Source organism: Synechococcus sp. HJ21-Hayes, assembly GCF_024345835.1.
Taxonomy (GTDB): domain Bacteria; phylum Cyanobacteriota; class Cyanobacteriia; order PCC-6307; family Cyanobiaceae; genus Vulcanococcus.
Map to the genome: position 1 here is coordinate 154,009 of NZ_JAGQBW010000002.1, position 25,472 is coordinate 179,480.

A 25,472-nucleotide genomic window follows, 5' to 3' on the forward strand; every position below is an offset into this window, starting at 1 on the left:
GGTCATGGCCGGTTCTGGCACCCCACAGCCTCCCCAGCCCTCGGCCAAGCCCCAGGCCCAGTCGCCGCGTCCCACGCCTCCGGCGCCCGTGCGCCCCGCGGCGCCGGCCCCAGCGCGCAAGCCTCCCCAGGTGTTGCAGATCAACAAGAAGGACGAGCAGCTGCGGTTAGAGCGCGAAGCAGCCGAGGCCCGTGCAGCCGCCGATGCGGCAGCCCAACGCGCTGTCGAGCTGGAGAACGCGGCCCGGGCCGGGCGCGGGGAAGGGCCCGTGGCCCCCCAGCGGCCCAGCGCTCCGGCGACGCCCGCCCGCAGCACCTCCGTGGGCGATGACGAGCTCTTCGACATGAGCGGCTTTGAAGGGCTCACCATGGCCGACCTGATGGGGTCCGACGACAGCCGCAAGCGGCGCCCTGGCGGTTCATCAGGTTCGGCCCAGATGGCGCCGCCCCAGCCCGAGCGTGCCGCGATGCCCTCCCGCACCGTGGACGACTTTGATTTCGATGCGGACGCCTTCCTGGCGGCCCTGGATGAACAGGATTTCGTGGGCACCACCGGTGAGGTGGTGACTGGTGTGGTGGTCGGCATCGAAAGCGATGGCGTGTACGTGGACATCGGCGGCAAGGCGCCGGGCTTCATGCCCAAGAAGGAAGCGGGCCTGGGGGTGATCACCAACCTCAAGGAGCGCTTCCCCAAGGGCACCGCGGTGGAGGTGCTCGTGACCCGCGAGCAGAACGCCGATGGCATGGTCACCATCAGCGCACGGGCCCTGGCCCTGCGCCACAGCTGGGAGAAGGTGCGGGTTCTGGAAAAGGAGGGCAAGGTGGTGCAGGTCACGATCACGGGCTTCAACCGTGGTGGTGTCACCTGCGACCTGGAGGGCCTGCGGGGCTTCATTCCCCGCTCCCAGCTCCAGGAGGGGGAGAACCACGAGGCCCTCGTTGGCAAAACCCTGGGCGTCACCTTCCTGGAGGTGAACCCCGAAACCCGCAAGCTGGTGCTCTCGGAGAAGAAGGCGGCCACCGCAGCCCTCTTCCAGAACCTCGAGGTGGGTCAACTGGTGGAAGGCCAGGTGGTGTCCGTGAAGCCCTACGGCCTGTTTGTGGACCTGGGTGGCGTCAGCGGTCTGCTGCACCACTCCGCTATCACCGGTGGGCAGATGCGCGATCTGCGCGAGATCTTTGACCAGGGCGACCGTGTCAAAGCGCTGGTGACCCAGCTCGATCCCGGCCGTGGCCGCATCGCCCTCAACACTGCCCTCCTGGAGGGTCAGCCTGGGGAACTGCTGATCGAAAAAGACAAGGTGATGGCTGAAGCCGCCGATCGGGCCAACCGAGCTCGTAACGTGCTGCGCCAGCAGGAACAGAGCGCCGGATGAGCCAGGCCACCGAGGAAGCCCCCCAGGTCGCTGCTGCGGGCCAGTTTCCTGCCGACTGGGAACTCGATTACTACTCCCGGCCCATCCTCGAGTCCGATGGCAAGAAGCGCTGGGAACTGCTGATCTGTTCTTCCCTGGATGCCGCCGGCGCCGATGCCATGGTGGCTCCCTTCCGCTGGGTGCTGAACTGCCCCGCTACCAGCGTGAATTCCGCCTGGTTGAAGGAATCGCTGGAGCAGGCCCTCGCTGCCGCTGCCGAACAGGGTTTCGCGCCGCCCCGCAAGCTGCGTTGCTGGCGCTCGTCGATGCGCACGATGGTGCAACGGGCCGCCGAACCCCTCGGCCTGGACGTGGTTCCCAGCCGCCGCTGTTATGCGCTGGTGGAGTGGCTCCAGGAGCGGCAGGCCACGGTGTATCCCCAGGAGGAGGGCTACATGGCCGGTCCCCTGGCGCCGCCACCCCAGTCCATTCCGCCCCTGGCGGTGCCTCTGCCCGAGGCCGCCCGGGGCGATCGCTGGAGTTGGGCCTCGCTGCCCGTGGCGGCGCTGCGGGAAGCCATCCAGTGGGATGTGGGCTTTTCGGGTCTGGTACCCCTGCCCGCTCACCTGCCGGATGACGCATTGGTGAGCGGCCTGCGCCTGTTCAGTTCCGCCCGGGCGCTTGCCATTGCTGGTTGGGTGGCGGGGCTGGAGCCGGTGCGCCTGGAGATCGCCGGAAATCAGCTGGTGCTGGAGGCCGGCATGGAAGACCGCTGGCTGCTGGGCAACCTGGAGGCAGAAGAGGCGCGAGCAGCCTCCGAGGCCTTCCTGGCCAGCCGGGTTCAGGTGGGTGGCGTCCAGTTCCTGGCGGTGCAGGCCGATGAGGATGAGCCCCGTTTCGAGGGGTTCTGGATCCTGCGGGATCTTCCCGACGCCTGATGGCCGAGGCGGTTGATGCTCCGTTTGACCGGCCTGATGCCGGCTTCAACAGCCTTGAGGGCTGGACCTGGGTGGGCTGCTACGGCGGCTATTACCTGCAGGCCGATCTGTTGGCGGACTTCGAGCACGGCTTCTTCACCCGCCAATGGCAGGGACGGGGCCCAGAGGAGCTGGCCGGATATGTGAGTGCCGGGGTGAGCGTCCACCGCCCCAAGCAGATCCACAGTGCCCTGGTGTTGCCGGCCAGTCAGGCCGGTGCCGAACCCTGGCCTGAAGCTGATGGTTTGGTGAGCGATGGTGGCGGGCAGAGCCTGTGGGTGTGTGGGGCCGATTGCACCCCCGTGCTGCTCGCTGACCCCGTGAATGGCCGGGTGGCGGCCTGCCATGCCGGCTGGCGCGGGGTGGCGGGCCGCATTCTGATGGCGGCCATCGCCCAACTGGAGGCTGCCGGCAGTCGCCGTAGCGATTTGCTGGTGGCCCTAGGCCCCGCGGTGAGCGGTGTCAATTACCAGGTGGAGGCCAGCGTGACCCGGCAACTGGCCGCCAGCCTCGAACCGGAAGGCCTCAACGAAGACGAGGGCCTGGCGGCGCTGGACGCCTGCGGTGCCGTGCAGCCCGATCCCGTACCGGGCCGCGATCGCCTCGATATCCGGGCCGCCACCCGGCTCCAGCTCGAACGGGCCGGTGTGAGGGCCGATCGCATTGCCGTGTGCCCGCTCTGCACGGTGCAGGAGGAGCTGCTCTTCCATTCCTGGCGGCGGGACCAGGTGAAGGCCGTGCAGTGGAGCGGCATCGTGGCTCAGGCCTGAGGCCTCTCAGAGGCTGAGGTCCAGGCTCAACTGGCCCGGCGCCTCGGGCTTGCTGCGGCGGCGGCGGGTATTGCTCGGAGGGCTGGCCTGACGCCCTGGTCCCTGGATCACGAACCAGCTGAGCAGGTCTGCCCGCTGGGGGCCCTGTAGTGCGTCGAGATCCACGGCGGCGGGAAACAGACCCGCATCGCGCTGCTGCGCCCAGCCCACCACGGCCTCGGGGAAGCGCTGATGGCCAAAGGGCGTCAGGTTCTCAGCCAGTCGTGCCATCGACTCCAGAGCCGAGGTCTGCGGCGACCGCCGGGCGGCTAAGGCCTCGAGCCGTTGGCGGCGAGCTCTCTCGTAATCGAGCACAGGCCGCGGGTAGTCCGCCATGGGGGGAGGTGCGCCCAGCTGATCATTGGTGAGGCTGGCCAGCTCCGGCAACCAGCGGCGGATGAACAGTCCCTGAGGATCGCAGCGCTCCACCGCCACCTGGCCGGGGTGGTAGATGCGGGTCCAGGCCCGGCTGCCACGGTGGGTCACCCCCGCCTGCATGGCCCACTGGTAGTGGTCGATCGGGCAGTCGCCATCAATCAGGTGGCGCATGAAATGCAGGGCCCCATAGCGCCAGTCCATGCCGCAGAGGTTGGCCAGGAAGCTGGCATAGATGGCGCGGCTGCGGAAGTTGAGTTCCCGCCACCCCCCTTCCGCCGCCAGGCAACGGGCTGCGGCATCCACGATCGGGAAGCCGGTGCGGCCCTCCCGCCAGGCGGCGTAGAGCTCCTCATCGAAGGGCCAGGGCTCCTGGTCGAAGGGGGTCCACAGCGACTGCAGTTCCAATTGGGGCAGGTAGCGGAACCGCTGGCTGATGGCGGCGGCCCAACGCAATCGGCTGGCCAGTTGCACGGCACTGCGCTGAAGCCTCCGGTCGCTGTGGCCGCCGAGGGGGGCCAGCCGCCGCAAGCACTGCCGTGGCGAGATCACGCCAAATTTGAGATACGGACTCAGCCCGGAGGTGACCTTTGCCGCCGGATAGCTGAGTTCCCAGAAGTAACTGCGGGCCGCCGGTCCCTCGCAGAATTGATCGAGCCAGTGGCTGGCGGCTGCACTGCCGGCTGGGGGAAGGGCCTTGCCATCGCCGAGGAGCCCCAGGTCTGCCAGTGAGGGCACGGGCTGATCGGCAAGGGCAGGGCACGGCGGTGGCACCTCCACCCGCTGAGGCTCGCTGGCGAGCGGGGAGGCCATGGCCCCATGCCAGTGGCGCCGCCAATCGCTGTAGCTGAGCAGCTGCCCGGTGGCCCCCGCCGGTTCGATCCAGCTGATCGGGATGCGATGGCGCGCCAGCAGTCGGTTCACCCGGTGATCGCGCACCCGGCCCACGATCCGCTCCGCGTCGGTGTGGGCCATCACCCGGTCGGCGCCACTGGCCTGCACCAGCTGCAGCAGCACCTGGGCCGGTTCGCCGCGGCGCACCAATAGCCGGCCACCCTTGCGGCGCAGCTCGCCATCGAGGGCCCTCAGGCTCTCCAGCAGAAAGGCCACGCGGGCCACGGCGGTTTCCGGATGAAACAGCAGGTCGTTGTCGAGGATGAACAGGGGCAACACGGGCCCCAGCTGGCAGGCCCGTTCCACCACCGCGTGGTCCGCCAGCCGGAGGTCGCGCCGGAACCAGATCACGGTGCCGCCCATTGCTCCGCAGTGGTCGTTGCTGGACGCAATGCTGGCGGGTTCAAACCCGCGGCGGCGATACAGAGCTGGTTCTTGGGTTGTTCACCCCGAGGCGCTTGCCGATGGTCCCTCGGGGTGAAAGAATGCAGATGTTGCATAAGTGTTCACCAGATGCTCATCGGAGCCGATTTGCTCGCCAAGGTCAAAGATCTTGGCGATGCCAGCAAGTCAGACATCGTTCGTGCCTGCGGCTATGTCTCCACCAAGAAGGACGGCACTGAGCGTCTGAATTTCACGGCTTTTTACGAAGCCCTGCTCAATGCCAAGGGCGTGGAGTTCGGCGGCGGACCCTCCAAAGTTGGTAAGGGTGGTCGCAAGCTGAGCTTCAGCACCAAGGTGCAGTTCAACGGCAACCTGATGGTGGGCAAGGCCTACACGGCGATGCTCGACCTCAAGCCCGGCGACGAATTCGAAATCAAGCTGGGTCGCAAGCAGATTCGCCTGGCGCCCCTGGGTGCTGACGACGAAGATTGAGCACCACGGCCTCGGCTATCCGGATGCCATCAATGCCCGCCGAGAGAATGCCGCCGGCATAGCCGGCTCCTTCTCCAGCCGGATAGAGCCCCTGGGTGTTCACGCTCTCCAGGCTGGTATTGCGTGGTAAGCGAACGGGCGATGAGGTTCGTGTTTCAACCCCGGTGAGCATGGCGTCGTCCATGGCGTAACCGGGGATTTTTGTGGCAAAGGCCGGCAGAGCTTCACGCATGGCCTCGATCACGTAGGCCGGCAGGCAACCCTCCAGGTTGGCGAGCTGCACCCCAGGCGCGTAGGAGGGAGCCACCTCGCCCAGGTTCTGGCTGGCCTCTCCGGCCAGGAAATCACCCAGGCGCTGGCCGGGGGCCGCATAGTTGCGGCCGCCCAGTTCAAACGCCCGGCTTTCCCAGTGGCGTTGGAAGGCCACCCCCGCCAGGGGATCCCCAGCCCCATGGCCATAGGGAGCCACATCCTCGGGCTCGATGTTCACCACGATGCCGCTGTTGGCATTGCGCTCGTTGCGGGAGTGCTGGCTCATGCCATTGGTGACCACCCGCCCCTCCTCGGAGGTGGCGCCCACCACCAGGCCGCCCGGGCACATGCAGAAGCTGTACACACAGCGGCCGTTGCTGGCGTGGTGCACCAACTTGTATTCAGCGGCCCCCAGCAGGGGATGGCCGGCGAAATTGCCCCAGCGGGCCTGATCGATCAACGGTTGGGGATGTTCGATGCGAAAGCCCACCGAAAAGGGCTTGGCCTCCATGGCCACGCCGTTGGCATGGAGCATGGTGAAGGTGTCACGGGCGCTGTGGCCTACGGCCACCACCACGTGATCCGCTGCGATCAGGCTGCCATCGCTGAGCTGCACCCCGCGCACCCGGCGCTGGCCGTTCAGCTCCTCGATGCTGATCTGATCCACCCGGCTCTCAAAGCGGATCTCACCTCCCAATCGCTCGATCTGGGCCCGTAGGCCGCGGACCACGGTGGCCAGCTTGAAGGTGCCGATGTGGGGACGATGCAGCACCAGGATCTCCGGGTTGGCGCCGGCGGCCACGAATTCCTCCAGCACCTTGCGGCCGTAGTGGTTGGGATCGCGCACCTGGCTATAGAGCTTGCCGTCGGAGAAGGTGCCGGCTCCGCCCTCCCCGAATTGGGCGTTGGATTCCGGGTTGAACGGTGTCTTGCCCTTCCAGAAGCCGAAGGTGTCGGCACTGCGTTCCTTCACGGGTTTGCCCCGCTCCAGCAGTAGGGGGCGGTAGCCCATCTGGGCCAGCACCAGGGCGCAGAAATAGCCGCAGGGGCCAGCACCGATCACCACCGGCCGCGGGATTGCCCCATCGGCGATGCCGACGGGAGCCTTCGCCACGAACTGATAGCTGGTGTTGGGCGCAGGCTGCAGATGGGGATCCTTGCGGAAGCGTTGCAGCAGCTTCTGCTCCAGGGCTGGCTCCAGTTCGATCTCCACGCTGTAAGTCAGCTGGATGTGGGCCTTCTTGCGGGCATCCACACTGCGCTTCACCACCCGCTGGCTGCGCAGGGCCTCCGGTGCCAGCTTCAGGCGTCGGCAGATGCTGGCTGTGAGGTCGGCCTCGCCGTGCTCGAGGGGCAGCTTCAGTTCGTTCAGCCGCAGCACCCCGCCTCTCCCTTGCCCTGGTCTGTATTTCAGCACCGCAAGAGCAGGGCGCCGATGTCGAAGGATGGCGAGTCCGCCCTGCCCCCGGTTGAGGCTGTCAGGGTGGGCGCATTCAGGGCCCCTGTGGCATGTCGCTCACCCACTGCCCCCTGTGCGTTGGTTTGGCCGTGCTCTGCGTGGTGCGCAGCGCTGCCCATGGGGTGATGCTCTGGCAGTGGCTGCGCCAGGAGCCCCAGGCGGCACTTCGGTTGCAGGGGGCCTAGGGTCCGGCCCCATCCCCCGATTCGGCTGCCATGGCCCTGCACGCCACCTATTTCGGTGCCAATGGCTGGCTGCTGGAGTTCGACGGCCTGCGGGTGCTGTTGGACCCCTGGCTCACCGGCAGCCTCTGCTTCCCACCAGGGCCCTGGTTCTTTCAGGGGGACTTGCCCCGCCCCTGGCCCGTGCCGGAGCAGCTGGATCTGCTGCTGCTCACCCAGGGGCTGCCCGATCACACCCACCCCGCCACCCTGGCCTTGCTCCCTAAGGATCTGCCGGTGGTGGCCTCCACCACAGCCGCCGCCAAGGTGCGCGAGTTGGGCTTCCGTGCGGTCACGGCCCTGCGTCCGGGGCAGCAGCACCAGGTGGGTGAGCTGGAGATCACCGCCACGGCCGGTGCTCCGGTGCCCCAGGTGGAGAACGGTTACCTGCTGCAGCACCCCGGCGGCCGTCTCTATGTGGAACCCCACGGTTTCCTCCCTGCCGATCTCCAGGCCCAACCCCTCGATGCGGTGATCACGCCGGTGGTGGATCTCGGCCTGCCGGTGGCCGGTGCCTTTGTGAAGGGCCGCGGGGTGCTGCCCCAGCTGCTCTCGCGCTTCTCCCCCCGCACGGTGTTGGCCAGCACGGCCGGGGGGGATGTGGCCTTCACGGGGCTGCTCACCAAGCTGCTGTGGCAGGAGGGCAGCCCGCTCGAAGCCCAGGAGCTGGTGGAGGGCAGCCCCACCCGGCTGATCGATCCGGTGCCGGGGGAGCGCTATTCCCTGACGATCACCCCAGCGCCTGCTCCATAGCTGCCACAGCGATCCGGGTCTGAATCACCGCGTCGGGGTTGAGGCTGATGGAATCAATGCCCTCGCGCACTAGGAATTCGGTGAATTCGGGGTGATCGCTAGGGGCCTGGCCACAGATGCCGATCTTGCGCCCGCAGCGCCTGGCGGTGTGGATCGCCATCCGGATCATCTCCTTCACGGTGGGATGGCGTTCATCGAACAGCTGGGCCACCAGTGCGGAGTCGCGATCCAGTCCCAGGGTGAGCTGGGTGAGGTCGTTGGAGCCGATCGAGAAGCCATCAAACCGCTCGGCGAAGGCCTCGGCACCGATCACGTTGCTAGGGAGCTCGCACATCACGTACACCTGCAGGCCGTCGCTGCCGCGCACCAGCCCGTGGCGCGCCATCTCCGCCAGCACCTTGTCCCCCTCCTCGGGCGTGCGGCAGAAGGGCACCATCGGAATCACGTTGCTCAGCCCCATCTGGTTGCGCACCCGCTTGAGGGCCTGGCATTCGAGGCCGAAGGCCTCGCGGAAGGCTGGGGCGTAGTAGCGGGAGGCCCCGCGCCAGCCGAGCATCGGGTTCTCCTCGCTGGGCTCGAAGCTGCGGCCGCCCAGCAGGTTGGCGTATTCGTTGCTCTTGAAATCTGAAAAGCGCAGGATCACCGGCCGTGGGTAAAAGGCCGCCGCAATGCGGGCCATGCCCTGGCTCAGCAGGGTCACGTAGTAGTCCGCGGGAGTGGCGTAACCGGCCGTGAGCTCGGCGATGGCCTGGCGTGCAGCGGCGTCGCTGACCCGCTCCGGCTGCAGCAGTGCCATCGGGTGCACCCGGATGTGGTTCGCGATGATGAACTCCAGCCGGGCCAGCCCCACGCCATCGCAGGGAATGGCCGCCAGGTTGAAGGCCTCCTCCGGGTTGCCCACGTTCATCAGGATCTGGGTGCGGGTGCTGGGCAGATCGCCCAGGTCCTGCTCCACCAGCTGAAAGGGAACCGCACCGCGGTACACCCGGCCCTCATCACCTTCACTACAGCTGGCGGTGATCCAATCGCCATCGGGGATCCTCTCGGTGGCATCGCCGCAGCCCACGATCGCGGTGATCCCCATCTCGCGGGCAATGATCGCGGCGTGGCAGGTGCGCCCGCCCTGATTGGTGATCACACCACTGGCCAGCTTCAGGATGGGCTCCCAGTCGGGATCGGTGCGCTCGGTCACGAGCAGATCCCCCTGGGTGAAGCGCTGGATCTCGCTGGGGCTCTGGATGATCCGGGCCCGGCCGCTACTCACCGAGGTGCCGATGGCGCGCCCCGTGGTGAGGCATTCGGCGTTGTGGGGCTCCAGGTGCCAGCTGCGCAGCACCGCCCCCGATCGGCGCGACTCCACGGTTTCAGGCCGGGCCTGCAGGATGAACAAGGCACCGCTGTCACCATCCTTGGCCCACTCGATGTCCATCGGGGTGGGGCAACCGCGCCTCCGGCTGTAGTGGGCTTCGATCGCGATGGCCCAGCGCGCGAGCTGCAGGGCCTCCGCATCGCTGATGGCGAAGCAACGGCGCTCGGGCTCCGGCACGTCGAGGGTGCGGGTGGCGGCCCCTTCGCCCTCGCCGACCACCATGCGGATCGCCTTGCTGCCGAGCCGTTTACTCAGGATCGGCGCAAAACCCTCGGCGAGGGTGGGTTTGAAGATCAGGTATTCATCGGGGTTCACTGACCCCTGCACCACGGTTTCCCCCAGGCCGTAGGCGGCGGTGAGCAGCACCGCCTCGCGGAAGCCGGTCTCGGTGTCGATGCTGAACATCACCCCGGAGGCGGCCAGATCCGAGCGCACCATGGGCTGCACGCCGATGGAGAGAGCCACCTCGAAGTGGTCGAAGCCATTGATCTGGCGGTAGGAGATGGCCCTGTCCGTGAACAGGGAGGCGTAGCAACGCCGGCAGGCGGCGATCAGCGCGGCCTCGCCGTGCACATTCAGATAGGTCTCCTGCTGGCCGGCAAAGGAGGCATCGGGTAGATCTTCCGCCGTGGCACTGGAACGCACCGCCACGGCGATGGCCTCCCTGCCGCTCTCCGCGGCCAGCTGCCGGTAGGCCGCCAGGATGGCGTGCTCCAGCTCGACCGGCAGGGGCGTGGCCAGCAGCAGGGAGCGAGCAGCAGCCCCGGCCGCTTGCAGGGCTGTCAGATCGTTGCCATCCAGGTCAGTGAGGATGACGTGGAGCTGGGGGGCCAGGTTGCCTGCGGTGAGGAAACGTCGGAAGGCCGTTGCCGTGGTGGCAAAGCCACCGGGAACCCTCACCCCCTCCGCTGACAGTTCGCGGATCATCTCCCCAAGGGAGGCGTTCTTGCCACCCACCTCAGCGATGGCCTCGATTCCCACCTGCGCCAAGGGAACCACCAGCCGCTCAGCCGCGGTGATGGTCATCGCTGGGGGCCTGCTTGGCTGAGGCGTAAGGCGGCTGTGGGAGGTGCGGCTGGTCCCAGGTCGAGGCGACTACCCGCGCCCTGGGGCCGCACGCTGGCTCCCTGGCGGCGGAGTTGCAGGGCCTGGCAGAGAGGTTGGGGCTGGGCGGTGTTTCTGAACCAGGCCAGGTTCCAGCCCGGCTGGCCCTGGCTGCTCACCGAGGCCAGGGCCGTGATCACGCCGGTGTCGTAGCCGGCCGTTTCCACCACCCCCGGTGCGTAACCCCACCGTTGGGTAAAGGCGCGGGCAAAGGCCGCCCAACCCTCCCCGCGGCTGAGGGGATCGACGCCCATCTGCCGCTGGGCGAGGGCGTTGGGCACGGGAAATGGCCAGGCGAGCACCAGATCTGGCGGCCAGGGGGTGCCTTGGATGGCTCTGGCTAGGCGACTGCCGGGTTGGGTGAACACGGCCAGGCTCTTGGGGGCGTACCAATCCACATCGCGCACCAGCTGGTCCATGGCGGCCTTGTCGTTGCCATCCACCGGACTGGCTCCATCGCCGAACCCCACCAGCTGACCCTGCCCCGTGCCCAGGCTGGCGATGAAGCGATCGGCCATGGCCTTGGCTTCGGCACCGGCGTCGCGTACCACGAGCACCTTGCCCACGTTCTGGTCCACCAGACCCTTGGCTAGGCGATCACTGATCTGGTTGCGGGCAGGCCCCACTGGCCAGAGGCGATCGGCTCCCGGCTGCTGTGGCAGACCCTCGAGGGAGATGCCGCGCTGGAGGGGGAGCAACACGTTCAGGCGCTGCTGTTCTGCCAACCGGCCGTAGGCCTTCAGGGGCGCTGCCGGTGGTGCGATCACCAGCTGGGAGCGAGGGCCGTACCCCAGGCTCGCCTGTGGATTTCCGCCAGGAGGGAGCCAGCCGAGTTGCAGCGAGGGGGGGCGAATGCCGCAGGCACGGCTCTGATCCATGGCTAGGCCATAGCCGCGCCGTAGTCCATCGCCCAGGCCCGCCAAGACCCCCTCGCTGGGCAGCAGGAGGCGCACAGCACTGGGTTGGGGACTGCTCGCCGCCAGGGCCTGGCTGCCCAGCACCACGGCCGCCAGCCCCCCCATGGTCATCAGCCGTTGGCTCGAGTGCCGCCCGCTGAGCGATCTGTTGCCCAGCCCGGTGCTGGGGTCGCGTCGGGCTTGCACAGCGGCTGTGGCCTTCCCTTTCCCGGTGGTCATGATCAACACCGTCCAGCCGAAGAAAGCTAGGGCTAAATCCCTGACTAGGCTCCTGTTTTCACCCGTTGGTCGTATGCAGTCCCGATTTGACGCATGGCGCCGCCAAATGGGCTGCAGGTTGGGTCGGCGGGCGTTTTCGCTCTTGACGGGAGCAGGCCTGTGCGGGGCTGCTGTGCTGGGTTCAGCCCCTGCTTTCTCCATTCCTGAGGCCGCCGCGATCAAGAAACTCGAGGTGATTCCCGTCTTTGTGATCACCGATGAGAAAGGTGTTCCCTTGCCGATACCCAAGGACAAGACGCTGATCCTTCCCCTTTACCTAGAGAGTGCCACGGCCCAGAACGAGCTGGCGGGACTTCAGAAAAACAACCCCAAGATCAAGGCTGGGGTGGTGGGCATTCCTCTCAACGTGATGAATGAAAAGGTTGAGGAGCTCAATAAGCAGCTCAAGGACAAGACCATGACGCTGGTGGCTCCAGTGATGGTGAATCCTGTGGATCGCCAGGAAGCCACCAAGCTACTCAAGGCCCAGGGCCTCACGGATCAACAGATCAATGAAGGCATGAGTGTGCCAGTGTTCTTCACCAAGCCCTTTCTCACTGTTCAGACCCCCGAGGGCCCCCGAGGGGTGTTTTTCCTGAGCTACGCCGATCTGCAACGTGGGCTGGCCAAGGTGCCCAACCGTGAGCAGCTCAAACCCCAAGTGGCCGATCTCTCCGCAGTGATGCGGGAGATCATCAAAGCCAAGGACGACAACTATGTCATTTTCCCCACCCCCGACTATTTCCGACTGGTGCAGGAAGCGCAGTCCAAGGGGGGAGCCCCAGCCGCTAAGTAACGGCTAGCTAAGGGGTGGTTCGATCAGGATCGCCCTTGGCCGTTACCTGGGTCTGTCTGGTCCGGTGGCGGCTCTGGCAGGAATTGGGCGAGCAGCCCTCCGGCCATGAGCGAGAGCCCCAGGGTGAGGGCAAGGTTGCGGTTGGCCTCAGCCTCTCCCCAGGCGGATGCCGCCAGAAAGGCGGCACCCAGCAGCAGGCAAGGCACCAGCACAATCCCCTTGGCAGCGCGGTTGATGCCCATCAAGCCATCGGATCAGCCGGTGCAGTTTGGCAGGGATGTGGCCAACCCCGCGGCCACCAAGCCCGTGGACATGTCGGTGCGGATGCTGCCATCCCCACTGTCCAGCCGCTCCACCCTCGCGACCAGGGTGCCGTTGTTGGACCCACTGGGCCGCAGATTCACCCGTGCCCGTCGGGGCAGCTGCTGACGCAGCCAGGCCGTGGCCGCTGCATTGCCCTCGCCGGGAATGGCGATGCAGGCCAGCTCAACGGTGTAGGTGCGGTTGTGGTCACCGATCTGGAGCAGCCTGCCGCTGCGCACCTGCAGCACTTCGGCCGCTTCGGCTACCCCAGCCCAGGAGAGCACCAAGACCACCAGGCAGGTCAGCAGCAGCTTCAGAGCTTCGCTCCGCAGTTGGGGCAGTAGAGGCTCGAACTGGCGGTGGTGTGGCTGCAGGCGCTGCATTGGCGGGTGGCATCGATGGCGAGCTCGGGATGGCTGGGCAGGCCCACCATCTGGGCATTGCTGGCACCGGGCGGCACCATCGGATAGCAGTTTTCGTTGCGGCGCACCTTCACCTCCACGAACACTGGACCGGGATGGGCCAGGGCCTCACTGAGCTGCTGCCGGAGGTTGGCGCGCTCGCTGATTTGGATGCCCCGGACGCCAAAGGCCTCAGCCAAGGCAGGGAAATCAGGCATGCCGCCCATCATTTCCGAGGCAGAGTAGCGCTCGTCGTAGAAGCTCTCCTGCCACTGGCGCACCATGCCTTGCCAGCCGTTGTTCAGCACCACCACCTTCACGGGCAGGTTGTACTGGCTGAGGGTGCCCAGTTCCTGAATGTTCATCAGGATGCTGGCGTCGCCCGCCACGCAGATCACCTGCTCGTGGGGGAAGGCCGTCTGCACACCCATGGCCGCCGGCATGCCGAAACCCATGGTGCCCAGACCCGCTGAGCTCACCCAGCGACGCGGTCCGTTGTGCAGGAATTGGGCCGCCCACATCTGGTGCTGCCCCACATCTGTTGTGTAGAAGGCATTGGGTGCCAGGTCCTGCAGGGCCACCACCACCTCCTGCGGGGCGATTTCGCCTTCAGGGGCTGGCACAACCAGGGGGTAGTGCTGCTTCCAACTGTCAATCCGTTCCAGCCAGGCGTCGGTGCGCCCCATGCTGCTGTCCCCCTGGGAGGCGGCCAGCAGCATGGTGAGGGCGCGCTGCACATCGCCCACCACGGGCACGTCAGGCACACGGGTTTTGCCCACTTCCGCGGCGTCGATGTCGATGTGGATCACCTGGGCCCGCGGGGCGAAGCCATCCAGGCGTCCTGTCACGCGGTCGTCGAAACGGGCACCGGCGGCGATCAGAAGATCGCATTCCGTCACGGCAAAATTGGCGTAGGCGGTGCCGTGCATGCCCAGCATCCCCACAGAGAGGGGGTGCTTCTCATCGAAGGCCCCCTTACCCATCAGGGTGGTGGTGACTGGCAGCCGGAAGCGCTCGGCCAGTTCTTTCACAGCCTCGTGGGCCCCACAGCTGATGGCACCACCGCCCACATAGAGCAGCGGGCGCCGCGCCTGGCGAATCAGGTCCAGGGCGTCGGCGATGGCCGCATCGGTGGGCGCAGGGGGGAGTGTGTAGCCGGCGGGGATGGCGCTGCCGGGCTCCACCGGGGTGTAGTCGAACTGCTCGACGCCCACATCCTTGGGCACGTCGATCAGTACCGGACCGGGCCGACCGGTGGAGGCAATCAGGAAGGCCTCGGCCACGATCCGGCCGATGTCCCGGGGGTCACGTACCACCCAGGAGTGCTTCACGATCGGCAGGGTGATGCCGAAAATGTCGGTTTCCTGGAAGGCGTCGGTGCCGATGGAGGCCCGGGGCACTTGCCCGGTGATCACCACCATCGGCACCGAATCCATCTGGGCGGTGGCGATGCCAGTCACCAGGTTGGTGGCGCCGGGGCCAGAGGTGCCGAAACACACGCCCACCTTGCCGGTGGCACGGGCGTAGGCATCGGCGGCATGGGTGCCCCCCTGTTCGTGACGCACCAGGATGTGCTTGAGCCAGCCGCGGGCCTCCGCCTTGTGCAGCTCGTCGTAGATGGGCAGGATGGCCCCGCCGGGATAGCCAAAGATGTGCTCCACCCCATGGCGATGCAGGGCATCCATGAGGGCATAGCCGCCATTCACCCGGGCGGGATAGGAGGGAACGGCGGCGGTAGCCGCTGGAGAAACGGACGTAACGGTCACGATTTCAGCAGACACCGCTCGACAACATGAGCCAACCCTAAGGTCTGGTCTGGGCTTTGGGTTGAGGATTTCCACTTTCCAAACGCTGCCAGCCCAACGGAGGGAGTCCAACGCAGCCAGGCCAGCTCAGCGCCTGCTGCGGGCGTTGGCCATCGCCCGCAGGATCGTGCCCGGGTTGAGCCAGCGCCCCTGGTAGCGAATGCCCCAGTGCAGGTGGGGGCCCGTGGTGCGCCCACTCATGCCCACATGGCCAATCAACTGGCCGCCCCGCAGGGGTTGGCCAGGCCGGAGGGTCACAGCTCCACTGCGGTACACCCCACCCTGCACGGAGCCGGCCAGATGGCAATAGATGTGCTCGTAGGCGCCCGACTGAATCACCAGCCCCAGCCCGCAGGCCCCATCGCTGATCACCTCCCGCACGGCGCCATGCCACCAGTTGCGGATCGGCGACCCCAGCGGCGCAGCGATGTCGAGGCCGTGGTGGGGCTCCATGCTCCCGCTGGGGCCCCTGCGGCTGCCGAAGTGGCTCGTGTACCCCGCGAAGCTGGCCACGGGAAACACCCCCTGGCGCCAGCGAACTTCAGCCCGGGCCGCCATGACCGAGCCGGCAACGCTGATGCTCAAGGCAGTGCCCAGGCCAACCAGGCGTTGGGCTCTAGAGCAGACCGATGGCATGAAGCGGACCGCGACCGCTGATCAGCTCCAGCAGGAAAGCGGAGAAACCGAGCATCGCCAAGCGGCCGTTCCACACCTCGGAGCTGTTGTTCCAACCCCAGGCCCACTTGTCCTGGGGGTAGAGCTTCACCTTGGTGGGCAAGGCCGCCGCCTGATCCAGATTCACCTCCGGACCTTCCAGGGCGTGTTGCACCAGGTTCGCCAATCCGGCGATGAAGGCCGGGCTTGTATCCAGGGCTGGCACCCGGCGGAAATTGGTGATGCCGGCTTCCGTGGCGATCTCGCGGTATTCGATGTCGATTTCCTCGAGGGTTTCGATGTGCTCGCTCACAAAGCTGATCGGCACAACCACCAGGTCTTTCACGCCCTGCTCACCCAGCTCATGGAGGGCATCATCGGTGTAGGGCTTGAGCCACTCCACCGGCCCCACCCGGCTCTGGTACGCGAGGGTGAACGGGTTGCTGTGGCCAAGGTCGGCCTCCAGCTTCTGCATGATCAGCCGGGCACAGGCCTCGATCTCCTCCTGATAGGGATCGCCGGCCTCTTCCACGTAGCTCTTGGGCACCCCGTGGGCACTGAAGAACACGTGGGCGCTGCTGGGCTCGGGACAGGCCTGGATCTCCCTAGCAATCAGTTCGGCCATGGCGCCCACGTAGCCGGGGTCGTCGTAGTAACTGCGGATGCAGCGGATTGGCAGCTGGGAGAAGGCGGGATCCGCCTGGCGCAGGCGCTGCAGCTCGCGGAAGCTGGAGCCGCTGGTGCTGATCGAGAAGTGGGGGTAGAGCGGCAGCACGACCACCTGGTCGATGCCATCGGCCTTGATGTCGGCCACGGCCGACTCCGTGAAGGGGTGCCAGTAGCGCATGGCCACGTAGCTGGTGGCCTCGATGCCCCGCTGCCGCAGGCTGCTCTGCAGTTCACGGGCCTGCTGCTCGGTGATGCGCCGCAGGGGTGAGCCGCCACCGATCGACTTATAGGCCGCCTGCGACTTGCCCGCCCGCAGCGAACTGATCAGCCAGGCCAAGGGCTTCTGCAACGCTGGATTGGGGAGCCGGATGATCTCCGGATCGGCAAACAGGTTGTAGAGGAAGGGGCCGACGTCCTGAATGCGTTCCGGACCGCCGAGGTTGAGCAACAGCACGCCGACCTTGGCGCCGCCCGTGGACATGCCCTGAAACCAGGTAAGGAATGGGGCTGAGCGTAACGCTGACGCCAGGACCCTGGCTGTTCCCTGCTGTAGTCGATAAGGTCGGCGCCTGTTCACCGCTGTGGCGGCTGCAGCTCCGGCATGGCCACACCTGACCCTGCGGCTGGGGAGCATCCCCTAGACGGGGAGATTCGCCGGCACAATGCCGCCCTGGCCAGCAGCGGTGTGGCGCTCCGGCTTGAACGGCGTGGTGAGCGCCTGGGGTTGCGGGGACCGCTGCCCTGTCGCCGCGGTGGCAGCAGCCATCCCGTGCAGCGCCTCAGCCTCGGGCTCCCCGCCGATCCGGCGGGCCTGGATCAGGCCCGCCTGCAGCTCAAGCGGGTGTTGCAGCAGTTGCAGCAGCAGCGCTTCAGCTGGGGAGCGTGGGGCGCTGCTCCGGTCCGAGGGGCTGGTGCTGCAGTGTCTTCCCAGGGGCGGGCGGTTGCCCTGGCGGTGGAGGCCTTTGAGCAGGCCTTCGCTCGCGATCCGCGTCGCCGCCGCAACCCGTCCGGCAGCCGCACCACCTGGACCAGCGCCTACCGCCCCTACCTGCGGCGTCTGCAGGCGGTGGCGGAAAGCGAGGGCCAGGGCCTGGAGGTGGCGCTGTTGGAAGCCGTGCTGGAGAGCTATCCCCTGGCCTCCCGCGCCCGCCAGCAGTGCGGCACAGCCCTGGCGGCCCTGGCCAAGGGGGAGGGGCTGGTGCTCCCCGCCGACTGGGGTGAGCGGGCCGGTGGTTACGGGCTGCATGCGGCCCAGTTCCGCCAGCTCCCAAGCGACCTGCAGATCCTGCAGGTGCTCGAGCACATCCCCAATCCCGGCTGGCGCCTCGCCTACGGGCTGATGGCCACCTATGGCCTGCGCAATCACGAGGTGTTCTTCACCGACTTGTCAGCCCTGGCTCCCGGCGGGGACCGGGTGATTCGGGTGTTGCCCACCAGCAAGACCGGCGAGCACCAGGTGTGGCCCTTCCAGCCGGATTGGGTGGAGCGCTTTGGCTTGCCCCGACTGGGTGAGGCCCGGGAGCTCTTGCCCCCTGTATGCACAGACCTGCGCCACACCACCCTGCAGCAGGTGGGCCGCCGGGTGGCCGAGCAGTTCCGTCGTTACGGGCTGCCCCTCACCCCCTACGACCTGCGCCACGCCTGGGCAGTGCGCACGATTCACATCGGCCTGCCCGACACGGTGGCAGCGCGGATGATGGGCCACTCGGTGGCGATCCACACCCGCACCTATCACCACTGGATCACCCGTCGTGACCAGCAGCAGGCCGTGGATGCGGCGCTCTCGCGCCATCGCCAGCTGGCGGCCTGAGCGCGGCAGAGTGGCAGCACTGCTGGATCGCTTCGCCCGTGCCGGAGACTGAACTCGATCTGGTGGCTGCCGAGCTGGGGCCCGGCGGCGACCTTGCTCCAGAGGCCGATCAGGAGGGTTACCGCCGCCGCATGGCGCGCCGCAAGGAGGTGCAGCAACAGCGGGTGGGTGAGCGGAACCTGGAGAAGGGCCTGGTGATGGTGTTCACCGGCGATGGCAAGGGCAAGACCACCGCGGCTCTGGGCCTGGTGCTGCGCACCCTTGGCCATGGTGAGCAGGTGGCGGTGGTGCAGTTCATCAAGGGGGGTTGGCAGCCCGGAGAGGCCAAGGCTCTGGAACTGTTCGGGGAGGCCCTGCACTGGCACGCCCTGGGGGAGGGCTTCACCTGGGAAACCCAGGACCGCGATCGGGATCGCCTGCTGGTGCAGCAGGCCTGGGAGAGGTCGTTGCAGTATTTGGGAGATGGCACCCGCAAGCTCGTGGTGCTCGATGAGGTGAACGTGGCCCTCAAGCTGGGCTACCTGGCGGTGGAGCAGGTGTTGGAAGGCCTCGCGCTCCGCCCCGAACTCACCCACGTGGCCCTCACGGGCCGCGGCGCCCCTGCGGCTCTGCTGGAGCAGGCCGACCTGGTGACCGAGATGAAGCTGGTGCGCCACCCCTTCCGGGAGCAGGGCGTGAAGGCCCAGCGGGGCATTGAGTTCTAGACCCCTTAAATGCATCGCGATCACCGTTCCAGCCCTGCTGGTGATGGCGATTGTTCGCGTGTTCATCCAGCCATGACAACCTTCCTTGTAACCGGCGCCAACCGCGGCATTGGGCTGGAGTATTGCCGCCAGCTGCACAGCCGCGGCGACCAGGTGATCGCCGTGTGTCGCTCGGTGTCGCCCGAGCTGGAGGCGCTGGGCGTGCGCATCGAGGCCGGGATAGACCTCAGCCGTGACAACAGCCCTGCCCAGCTGGTGGAGCGGCTGGACGGGCTGCCGCTGGATGGCCTGATCCTCAACGCCGGCATCCTGGAAGCCACGAGCCTGGAGGATCTGGATCCGGAGAGCCTGCGCCGCCAGTTTGAGGTGAATGCCCTGGCGCCATTGCGGCTCACCCGGGCCCTGCTGGATCAGCTGCGGCCGGGCTCGAAGCTGGTGCTGATGACCAGCCGCATGGGCTCGATCGACGACAACAGCTCCGGCGGCTCCTACGGCTATCGGATGTCGAAGGTGGCGCTGAACATGGCGGGCCAATCCCTGGCGATCGACCTGCGGCCCCGCGGTATTGCCGTGGCGATCCTCCACCCCGGCCTGGTGCGCACCCGCATGATCAACTTCAACCCCCAGGGCATCAGCCCGGAGCAGGCGGTGCACGGCCTGCTGGAGCGGATCGATGCCCTCACGCTGGAGACCTCCGGCACGTTCTGGCATGCCAACGGTGAGGTGCTGCCCTGGTAGGGCTCGCGCCAAATCACAGCTAGAGCGGGGTTGGCCGGGAGGACGCGGGGCCATGGCGCACTGGCTTTGGGTGACTGATGCGGCCTGGCGGTCAGCGTGCAAGGCCGTTGCTACGCTCCGGCAAATCAAGGCCTGCCATGGGGTACAAGCGCGCGCTGCTCAAGCTCAGTGGTGAAGCCCTGATGGGCAACCAGGGCTACGGCATTGACCCAGCCATCGTGAATGCCATCGCCGCCGATGTGGCCCAGGTGGTGGCCGATGGCACCCAGCTGGCGATCGTGGTGGGCGGCGGAAACATCTTCCGCGGCCTTAAGGGCTCCGCCGCGGGCATGGATCGCGCTACCGCTGACTACGTGGGCATGCTGGCCACGGTGATGAATGCCATCACCCTCCAGGACGGTCTGGAACGCGCTGGCATCCCCACCCGAGTGCAAAGCGCCATCTCGATGCAGGAGGTGGCCGAGCCCTACATCCGCCGCAAGGCGATCCGCCACATGGAAAAGGGTCGGGTGGTGATCTTTGCTGCCGGTACCGGCAACCCCTTCTTCACCACGGACACCACTGCCGCCCTGCGGGCCGCCGAGATCGGCGCCGATGTGGTGTTCAAGGCCACCAAGGTGGATGGGGTGTACGACAAGGACCCCAACAAGCACCCCGATGCCGTGCGCTACGAGAGCCTCTCGTTCCTGGAGGTGCTCAGCGGCGAGCTCGAGGTGATGGACAGCACCGCCATCGCCCTTTGCAAGGACAACGCCATCCCGATCGTGGTGTTTGATCTCTTCGGTGCCGGCAACATCGGCCGGGCCGTGCGCGGTGAACCCATCGGCACCCGCATCATTCCCGCAGCCTGATCTCGCCTCCCCTCGCAATCTTTGTCATGGATCTCGACGCCAGCATGCGCAAATCGGTGGAATCCACCCAGCGCACCTTCAACACCATCCGTACCGGGCGGGCCAACGCCACCCTGCTCGACAAGATCAGCGTGGAGTACTACGGCGCTGAAACGCCACTCAAATCGCTGGCCACCATCTCCACCCCTGATTCCTCGACCATCCAGCTTCAGCCGTTCGATGGAGGCTCCCTGGGCCTGATCGAGAAGGCCATCTCGATGAGCGATCTGGGCCTCACCTGCAACAACGATGGCCGGCTGATCCGCATCAACATCCCGCCTCTCACCGAAGACCGCCGCAAGGATCTGTGCAAGTTAGCCGCCAAATATGCCGAGGAAGGCAAGGTGGCCCTGCGCAACATTCGCCGCGACGCCATCGACAAGGTGAAGAAGCAGGAGAAAGACGGCGAGCTCTCTGAAGATCAGAGCCGCGATGAGCAGGACAAGGTGCAGAAACTCACCGACAAGTTCATCGCCGAGATTGAGAAGAACCTGGCGGACAAAGAAGCCGACATCCTCAAGGTGTGAGCAGCACTGCGGGGTTGAGCGCCGATGTGATCGTGGTGGGCGCCGGCGCCGCCGGTGCTGCCGCTGCCTTCCATTTGGCCGCTCGGGGGCGGCGCGTGCTGCTGCTAGAGGCCCAGGCCATGCCCCGCCCCAAGCCCTGCGGCGGCGGCATGGCCGCCTCGGTGCAGCGCTGGTTCCCCTTTGATCTCATCCCGGCGGTGGATCAGGTGATCGAGCAGGTGCGCTTCACCTGGTGCCTGGAGGATGCCGTCACCGCGGTGTTGCCCGGCGATTCACCGTTCTGGATCGTGCGCCGATCGCGGCTGGATGCCTACCTGACCGACCAGGCGGTGGCGGCGGGCGCTGAACTGGAGGATGGCTCTGCCGTGGAGACGATTGAGCGCGACGGCCTCCACTGGCGGGTGGTGAGTGGTGGCACCGTCTACTCCTCCCGAGGCTTGGTGCTGGCCGATGGCTCCAACTCCCGCTTCTCGGTGCCCCTGGGGCTCGGACCTGCCAGGCCCCGCTTCGCCGCCGCGGTGTCCGTTGAAGTGGAGGCAGAGGTGCACGAGCCCAGCACGGCACGCTTCGAATTCGGCCTGGTGCGCCACGGCTTCTGCTGGGCCTTTCCCCGCCAGGGCGGCTACAGCATCGGCGTGGGCACCTTCATCGGCCGTGAGGCGGCGGATGCGGATGCCGTGCTCGCGCAGGTGCTACCCAGCCTCGGCCTCAGCCCCCAGGCCGGCGAACGTTGCCTTTCCCCCCTGCGGGTATGGGATCGCCACCATCCCCTGCACGTGCCAGGTGCGGTGGTGGTGGGTGATGCAGCATCCCTATGCGATCCCTTCCTGGCGGAGGGCCTGCGGCCTGCCCTCCTCAGTGGTGTACGGGCAGCCGAAGCCATGGACCATTTCCTCAGCGGAGAGGATGCGGCTCTTCAGGGCTACAGCGCCACGATGCGGGCCGAGTGGGGGGAGTCGATGGCCTGGGGACGACGGATTGCCCAGGTGTTCTATCGGTTGCCAAAGGTGGGCTATCAGCTGGGCATCAAACGCCCCACGGCACCCCAGCGCATTGCCCAGATTCTCTCCGGAGAGATGGGCTACGGGGACATCGCCCAGCGGGTGATCAAGCGGCTGATGTTCCAGCGAGGTTAGAGGTTCTTCGTGCAGTCCTTGAGCTGGCGCAGCCGCTGGTCGATAGAACCCAGCAGCTCAATGGCGAACATCGGCGATTCCTGCACGGCAAACAGAAACTTCTCGCGGTTCATCACCAGCACCCTGCAGGGGCTCACGGCCTTGGCGTTGCCGTAGCGGCGGTGTTCGGAGGTCACCAGGGCACCGGCACCAAACACGTCGCCCGCCTGGATCTGCTCGTGGGCGGCCTCACCGTTCCAGCTCAGTTCCACGGTGCCCTCGAGCACGCCGAACATGCACGCACCAGTTTCACCGGATCGGAAGATCAGGTCTCCCGCCGCGAAGTTCAGCACCTCCCCTTGGCTGGCAAGGGCGCGCATGGTGTCGAGGGCGTTCAACGGGACCACCGGCAGAGCAAGCACCAGTGTGGGGCAGCAGGGTTAAGGGAGGGTCAACAACCACTCAGTGCCAGGGCTGCCCCCAGGCCGCCGCGCACGTCCGCCGGCAGTAGCCGCCCATCGTGATCGGTGTCGAGGGCATCGAACACGGCATCACTGCCGAGCCACTCCTCCCGGGTGATACAGCCATCGCCATCGAGGTCGTTGAGCAGGAAGATCTCCTGGGCCGCATGCTGGAAGGCATTGGCACCCTCCAGCTCACCCAGGCGGTGAGCCAGCTGGGCCTCCAGGGTTTCGATCGCCTTGCTGAAGCCGCGGATGCCCTCATCAAGCTTTTCCGTAGCCATTGGATCGCTGGCCATCATGGCGGCGAACCCCGCCTGATCCAGGTGAATCTGCTCCTCCGTGGGGGCGGGGTCGAAGGGGTTCAGCTTGCGCTGCAGGTCTCCCTGGGTCTGGCGCAGTTGGTCCAGCAGAGCGGGGGAGATGGTGAGCAGATCACAGCCGGCCAGCTCAATGATTTCGTCGATGTTGCGGAAGCTCGCTCCCATCACCTCGGTCTTGTAGCCGTAGGTCTTGAAGTAGTTGAAGATCTGGCTCACCGACACAACGCCAGGGTCTTCAGGGCCGGGATAGCTGTCGCGACCGGTGCTCTTTTTGTACCAGTCGAGGATGCGCCCCACAAAGGGGGAGATCAGGGTGACACCGGCTTCGGCGGCGGCAACGGCCTGGGCAAAGCTGAACAGCAGGGTGAGGTTGCAGTGGATGCCCTCCTTCTCCAGCACTTCGGCCGCGCGCATCCCCTCCCAGGTGGCGGCGATCTTGATCAACACGCGCTCGCGGTTGATGCCGGCCTGTCGGTAGAGGCCGATCAGCTTGCGCGCCTTGGTGATGGTGGCTTCGGTATCAAAGCTGAGCCGAGCATCCACCTCGGTGGACACTCGACCAGGAACGATCTTGAGGATTTCCTTGCCGAAGGTGACGCAGATCTCATCGAGGGCCTCGCGCACCACCTCTTCGGCGGGAGCTGTGGCTCCACACACCTCGCGCGACTCCCGCAGGGAGATGTCGATCAGGTTCTGATAGGCCGGAATCTGGGCGGCCGCCAGGATCAGGGACGGGTTCGTCGTGGCGTCGCGAGGCGTGAACTGCTTGATGGCATCGATGTCGCCGGTATCCGCGACCACGACGGTCATGGCGGCGAGTTGATCGAGCAGATTGGCCACACAAAGCCCCGCAGATGGTTTCAAGCTAGCCAGCCTGTCTACTGCGAGAACCGGTTGTCATGAAGCGGTCACCGGCTTGCTCGGTGGGATTTTTTCGATCACCAGCAGGGCTTCGATGATCTGCTTGGCCACCGGCACGGCAACGGTGGAGCCGTAGGCATTTCCACCCTTGGGTTCGTCGACCACCACCAGCACCACATAGCGGGGGGCATCGATGGGCAGGTGTGCCACGAAGCTGGTGATCCGTGCCCCGGGGATGTAGACGCCGTTCTCAGCCTTTTGGGCCGTGCCGGTTTTCCCGCCGATGCGATAGCCGGGGATCTTGGTGCCTTTACCGCTGCCCTTGTCCACCACGGTCTCCATCCAGTTCAACACGGTCTGGGCGATCTCCGGCCGGATCAGCTGAACGCCCGATGCTGGCGGAGGTGCGGCGAGATCGTCGCCCGAGCGCAGGCCCCGGGTGATGTGCGGGCTCACCAGGCGCCCGCCATTGGCGAGCATGGCGTGCAGCTGAATCAGCTTGAGGGGCGTGAGGGAGAAGCCCTGACCAAAGGCCGCCGTGGCGGGTTCAATCGGCTGGGTCACGAAGGCGTCCTTGCTCTTGAGTTCGCCGGCCACCGCACCGGGCAGATCGGTATCGGGAATGTCGTCGATTCCGAAGGTGCGCAGCCATTGCCAGAACTTCGCTGGCTTCACCCGTTGCATGGCCTGCACCATGGCCACGTTGCTGGACACCTGCAGCACCGTGGGGAAGTCGATCAGGCCGTTGCCCTTGCGGTCGTGGTTGAAGATCGGCCAGCCGCCGATGGTGAGCTGGCCGGTGTCATTCACCTTGCCGGCTGGATCAATGGCGTTCTCCTGAAGGGCAATCGCCAGGTTGATTGGCTTGAAGGTGGACCCCGGCTCGTAGAGGTCCTGCACGGACCACTCCCGGAACAGCCCGGGTTTGAAGTTCCAGAACCGGTTGGGGTCGTAGGTGGGGGTGGAGGCCAGGGCCACCATCTCCCCGTTGCGCACGTCCATCACCAGGGCCACGCCACGCTTGGCCTTCCACTGCTTCACCTGCTTAGAGAGGGCCAGCTGGGCCACCTGCTGCAACCGGGCATCCAGCGTCAGCTGCAGGCGCAGATCGTCGCCGTAGAGCACGCCGGCCTTGAGGCCATCAGGCAGGGGCGTGCCATCGGCACCGCGGCGGAGGGAGCGGCTCGCTTCATGGCGCTTGAGATCACTGTCTCGGCTCTGTTCCAGCCCCGCCTGGGGTGCCCGCTCCAGGTTGAGGAAGCCCACCACATTGGCGAACAGTCCACCTTGCGGATACACCCGCTGGGGATAGGGCTCCAGATCCAGGCCGCTGATACCCAGATTGCGCACCCTCTGGGCCGTTTCCGGATCCAGATCGGTGGCCACCTTCACGCCTGATTTGCGGCCCTCCATGGTCTTCACCAGGTGGGCCATGGGCAGGGCCAGCACCGCAGAAAGCTTGCGGCTCACATCGAGGGGGCTGCGCAGTTTGCCGATGTCGTCACCTGGGAAGGCGAAGTAGCGGGGGTGGGCCCAGAGGGTGAAGCGCTCCTCGTCGAGGGCCACCAGACGACCCTGGCGATCCACGATCGTGCGGCGCTTGCCGATGGGGGTGGTGGTCTGGGTCTGGATGGCCCGGGCACGGCTCAGCAGCTCGTTGCCCTGCACCACCTGCACCCAGGCCAGCCGCACCGCCAATCCAGCCAGGCCTGCGGCCAGCAGGCCGAACACCATCCACAGCCGGCCCGAAGGCACCGGCGTGAGCTCCACAATCCGACGCTGACGCGGCATTCCAGA

At 66.6% G+C, this 25,472-nt stretch carries 25 protein-coding genes; 13 read left to right on the forward strand and 12 right to left on the reverse strand.

Going from position 1 to position 25,472, the window contains the following annotated elements:
- Window positions 1-4: 4 nt before the first annotated feature.
- From KBZ14_RS02725 to pgeF, 3 genes are read left to right on the forward strand one after another with little or no spacing between them, the layout of a single operon-like run.
- Window positions 5-1,375 (forward strand): S1 RNA-binding domain-containing protein, encoded by a 1,371-nt coding sequence (locus KBZ14_RS02725; protein WP_255116764.1) that lies wholly within the window; start codon window positions 5-7, stop codon window positions 1,373-1,375.
- Window positions 1,372-2,292 (forward strand): Tab2/Atab2 family RNA-binding protein, encoded by a 921-nt coding sequence (locus KBZ14_RS02730; protein ID WP_255116765.1) that lies wholly within the window; start codon window positions 1,372-1,374, stop codon window positions 2,290-2,292. The genes KBZ14_RS02725 and KBZ14_RS02730 overlap by 4 nt, the downstream gene beginning before the upstream one ends.
- Window positions 2,292-3,101 carry a peptidoglycan editing factor PgeF gene (pgeF, locus tag KBZ14_RS02735; RefSeq protein WP_255116766.1) on the forward strand — a complete coding sequence of 270 codons (810 nt, stop codon included), beginning with the start codon at window positions 2,292-2,294 and terminating at the stop codon, window positions 3,099-3,101. The genes KBZ14_RS02730 and pgeF overlap by 1 nt, the downstream gene beginning before the upstream one ends.
- Before the next feature lie 6 nt (window positions 3,102-3,107).
- On the opposite strand, the gene KBZ14_RS02740 is transcribed toward pgeF, so the two are convergent.
- Window positions 3,108-4,772, reverse strand: a complete 1,665-nt coding sequence (locus tag KBZ14_RS02740; RefSeq protein ID WP_255116767.1) for an FAD-binding domain-containing protein — start codon at window positions 4,770-4,772, stop codon at window positions 3,108-3,110.
- A 150-nt stretch (window positions 4,773-4,922) separates the two neighbouring features.
- Between KBZ14_RS02740 and KBZ14_RS02745 the strand changes: the two genes are divergently transcribed.
- On the forward strand, window positions 4,923-5,285 hold the full coding sequence (locus KBZ14_RS02745; protein WP_255116768.1) for an AbrB family transcriptional regulator: 363 nt from the start codon (window positions 4,923-4,925) through the stop codon (window positions 5,283-5,285).
- Here the strand turns inward: KBZ14_RS02745 and KBZ14_RS02750 are convergent.
- On the reverse strand, window positions 5,227-6,918 hold the full coding sequence (locus KBZ14_RS02750) for an NAD(P)/FAD-dependent oxidoreductase (protein ID WP_255116769.1): 1,692 nt from the start codon (window positions 6,916-6,918) through the stop codon (window positions 5,227-5,229). The two genes, KBZ14_RS02745 and KBZ14_RS02750, sit on opposite strands and share 59 nt — an antisense overlap.
- 128 nt (window positions 6,919-7,046) lie before the next feature.
- Here KBZ14_RS02750 and KBZ14_RS02755 point away from each other — a divergent pair, with 128 nt between their 5' ends.
- Together KBZ14_RS02755 and KBZ14_RS02760 are read left to right on the forward strand one after the other, a co-directional pair.
- Entirely contained in the window at window positions 7,047-7,181 is a 135-nt protein-coding gene (locus KBZ14_RS02755) for a hypothetical protein (protein ID WP_255116770.1), read from the forward strand.
- Between the two features lie 30 nt (window positions 7,182-7,211).
- Window positions 7,212-7,970: an MBL fold metallo-hydrolase gene (locus KBZ14_RS02760; protein WP_255116771.1), complete on the forward strand. Its 759-nt coding sequence runs from the start codon at window positions 7,212-7,214 to the stop codon at window positions 7,968-7,970.
- On the opposite strand, the gene ppsA is transcribed toward KBZ14_RS02760, so the two are convergent.
- Both ppsA and KBZ14_RS02770 read right to left on the reverse strand, forming a co-directional pair.
- Window positions 7,948-10,365, reverse strand: a complete 2,418-nt coding sequence (gene ppsA / locus KBZ14_RS02765; RefSeq protein ID WP_255116772.1) for a phosphoenolpyruvate synthase — start codon at window positions 10,363-10,365, stop codon at window positions 7,948-7,950. The genes KBZ14_RS02760 and ppsA overlap by 23 nt on opposite strands.
- A complete protein-coding gene (locus KBZ14_RS02770) occupies window positions 10,362-11,579 on the reverse strand; it encodes an ABC transporter substrate-binding protein (protein ID WP_255116773.1) in 1,218 nt (405 codons plus the stop codon). The genes ppsA and KBZ14_RS02770 overlap by 4 nt, the downstream gene beginning before the upstream one ends.
- A 142-nt stretch (window positions 11,580-11,721) precedes the next feature.
- Here KBZ14_RS02770 and KBZ14_RS02775 point away from each other — a divergent pair, with 142 nt between their 5' ends.
- Complete coding sequence (locus KBZ14_RS02775; protein WP_255116774.1) at window positions 11,722-12,414, forward strand: Tic22 family protein; 693 nt, start codon at window positions 11,722-11,724, stop codon at window positions 12,412-12,414.
- Between the two features lie 23 nt (window positions 12,415-12,437).
- Here KBZ14_RS02775 and KBZ14_RS02780 read toward each other — a convergent pair whose 3' ends face one another.
- The 5 genes from KBZ14_RS02780 to hemH form a co-directional block, all read right to left on the reverse strand.
- Window positions 12,438-12,656, reverse strand: coding sequence for a GIVxVP protein (locus tag KBZ14_RS02780; protein WP_255116775.1), 219 nt, complete (start codon window positions 12,654-12,656; stop codon window positions 12,438-12,440).
- Window positions 12,657-12,668: 12 nt separating this feature from the next.
- Window positions 12,669-13,013, reverse strand: a complete 345-nt coding sequence (locus tag KBZ14_RS02785; protein WP_399210415.1) for a nuclease — start codon at window positions 13,011-13,013, stop codon at window positions 12,669-12,671.
- A 17-nt stretch (window positions 13,014-13,030) separates the two neighbouring features.
- Window positions 13,031-14,884, reverse strand: coding sequence for a biosynthetic-type acetolactate synthase large subunit (ilvB, locus tag KBZ14_RS02790; protein ID WP_399210401.1), 1,854 nt, complete (start codon window positions 14,882-14,884; stop codon window positions 13,031-13,033).
- 126 nt (window positions 14,885-15,010) lie between these two features.
- Window positions 15,011-15,508: a M23 family metallopeptidase gene (locus tag KBZ14_RS02795; RefSeq protein WP_255116777.1), complete on the reverse strand. Its 498-nt coding sequence runs from the start codon at window positions 15,506-15,508 to the stop codon at window positions 15,011-15,013.
- A 31-nt stretch (window positions 15,509-15,539) separates the two neighbouring features.
- On the reverse strand, window positions 15,540-16,727 hold the full coding sequence (hemH, locus tag KBZ14_RS02800) for a ferrochelatase (protein ID WP_255116778.1): 1,188 nt from the start codon (window positions 16,725-16,727) through the stop codon (window positions 15,540-15,542).
- A 120-nt stretch (window positions 16,728-16,847) separates the two neighbouring features.
- On the opposite strand from hemH, the gene KBZ14_RS02805 reads away from it, so the two are divergent.
- The 6 genes from KBZ14_RS02805 (at window position 16,848) to KBZ14_RS02830 (ending at window position 22,051) form a co-directional block, all read left to right on the forward strand.
- Entirely contained in the window at window positions 16,848-18,056 is a 1,209-nt protein-coding gene (locus KBZ14_RS02805) for a site-specific integrase (RefSeq protein ID WP_255116779.1), read from the forward strand.
- 38 nt (window positions 18,057-18,094) lie between these two features.
- Window positions 18,095-18,760, forward strand: a complete 666-nt coding sequence (cobO, locus tag KBZ14_RS02810) for a cob(I)yrinic acid a,c-diamide adenosyltransferase (RefSeq protein WP_255116780.1) — start codon at window positions 18,095-18,097, stop codon at window positions 18,758-18,760.
- A gap of 72 nt (window positions 18,761-18,832) precedes the next feature.
- A complete protein-coding gene (locus tag KBZ14_RS02815) occupies window positions 18,833-19,498 on the forward strand; it encodes an SDR family oxidoreductase (protein WP_255116781.1) in 666 nt (221 codons plus the stop codon).
- 137 nt (window positions 19,499-19,635) lie between these two features.
- Window positions 19,636-20,349, forward strand: a complete 714-nt coding sequence (gene pyrH, locus KBZ14_RS02820; RefSeq protein ID WP_255116782.1) for a UMP kinase — start codon at window positions 19,636-19,638, stop codon at window positions 20,347-20,349.
- A gap of 26 nt (window positions 20,350-20,375) precedes the next feature.
- Window positions 20,376-20,915: a ribosome recycling factor gene (frr, locus tag KBZ14_RS02825; protein WP_255116783.1), complete on the forward strand. Its 540-nt coding sequence runs from the start codon at window positions 20,376-20,378 to the stop codon at window positions 20,913-20,915.
- Window positions 20,912-22,051, forward strand: coding sequence for an NAD(P)/FAD-dependent oxidoreductase (locus KBZ14_RS02830; RefSeq protein ID WP_255116784.1), 1,140 nt, complete (start codon window positions 20,912-20,914; stop codon window positions 22,049-22,051). The genes frr and KBZ14_RS02830 overlap by 4 nt, the downstream gene beginning before the upstream one ends.
- On the opposite strand, the gene KBZ14_RS02835 is transcribed toward KBZ14_RS02830, so the two are convergent.
- The 3 genes from KBZ14_RS02835 to KBZ14_RS02845 are packed head-to-tail and all read right to left on the reverse strand — an operon-like array spanning window position 22,048 to window position 25,466.
- Window positions 22,048-22,428 (reverse strand): Crp/Fnr family transcriptional regulator, encoded by a 381-nt coding sequence (locus KBZ14_RS02835; RefSeq protein WP_255116858.1) that lies wholly within the window; start codon window positions 22,426-22,428, stop codon window positions 22,048-22,050. The genes KBZ14_RS02830 and KBZ14_RS02835 overlap by 4 nt on opposite strands.
- Window positions 22,429-22,481: 53 nt before the next feature.
- Window positions 22,482-23,654: a transaldolase gene (locus KBZ14_RS02840; RefSeq protein WP_255116785.1), complete on the reverse strand. Its 1,173-nt coding sequence runs from the start codon at window positions 23,652-23,654 to the stop codon at window positions 22,482-22,484.
- 57 nt (window positions 23,655-23,711) lie between these two features.
- The gene (locus KBZ14_RS02845; RefSeq protein WP_255116786.1) at window positions 23,712-25,466 is read right to left on the reverse strand and encodes a peptidoglycan D,D-transpeptidase FtsI family protein; all 1,755 of its coding nucleotides are present in this window, start codon (window positions 25,464-25,466) and stop codon (window positions 23,712-23,714) included.
- Between the last annotated feature and the right edge of the window lie 6 nt (window positions 25,467-25,472).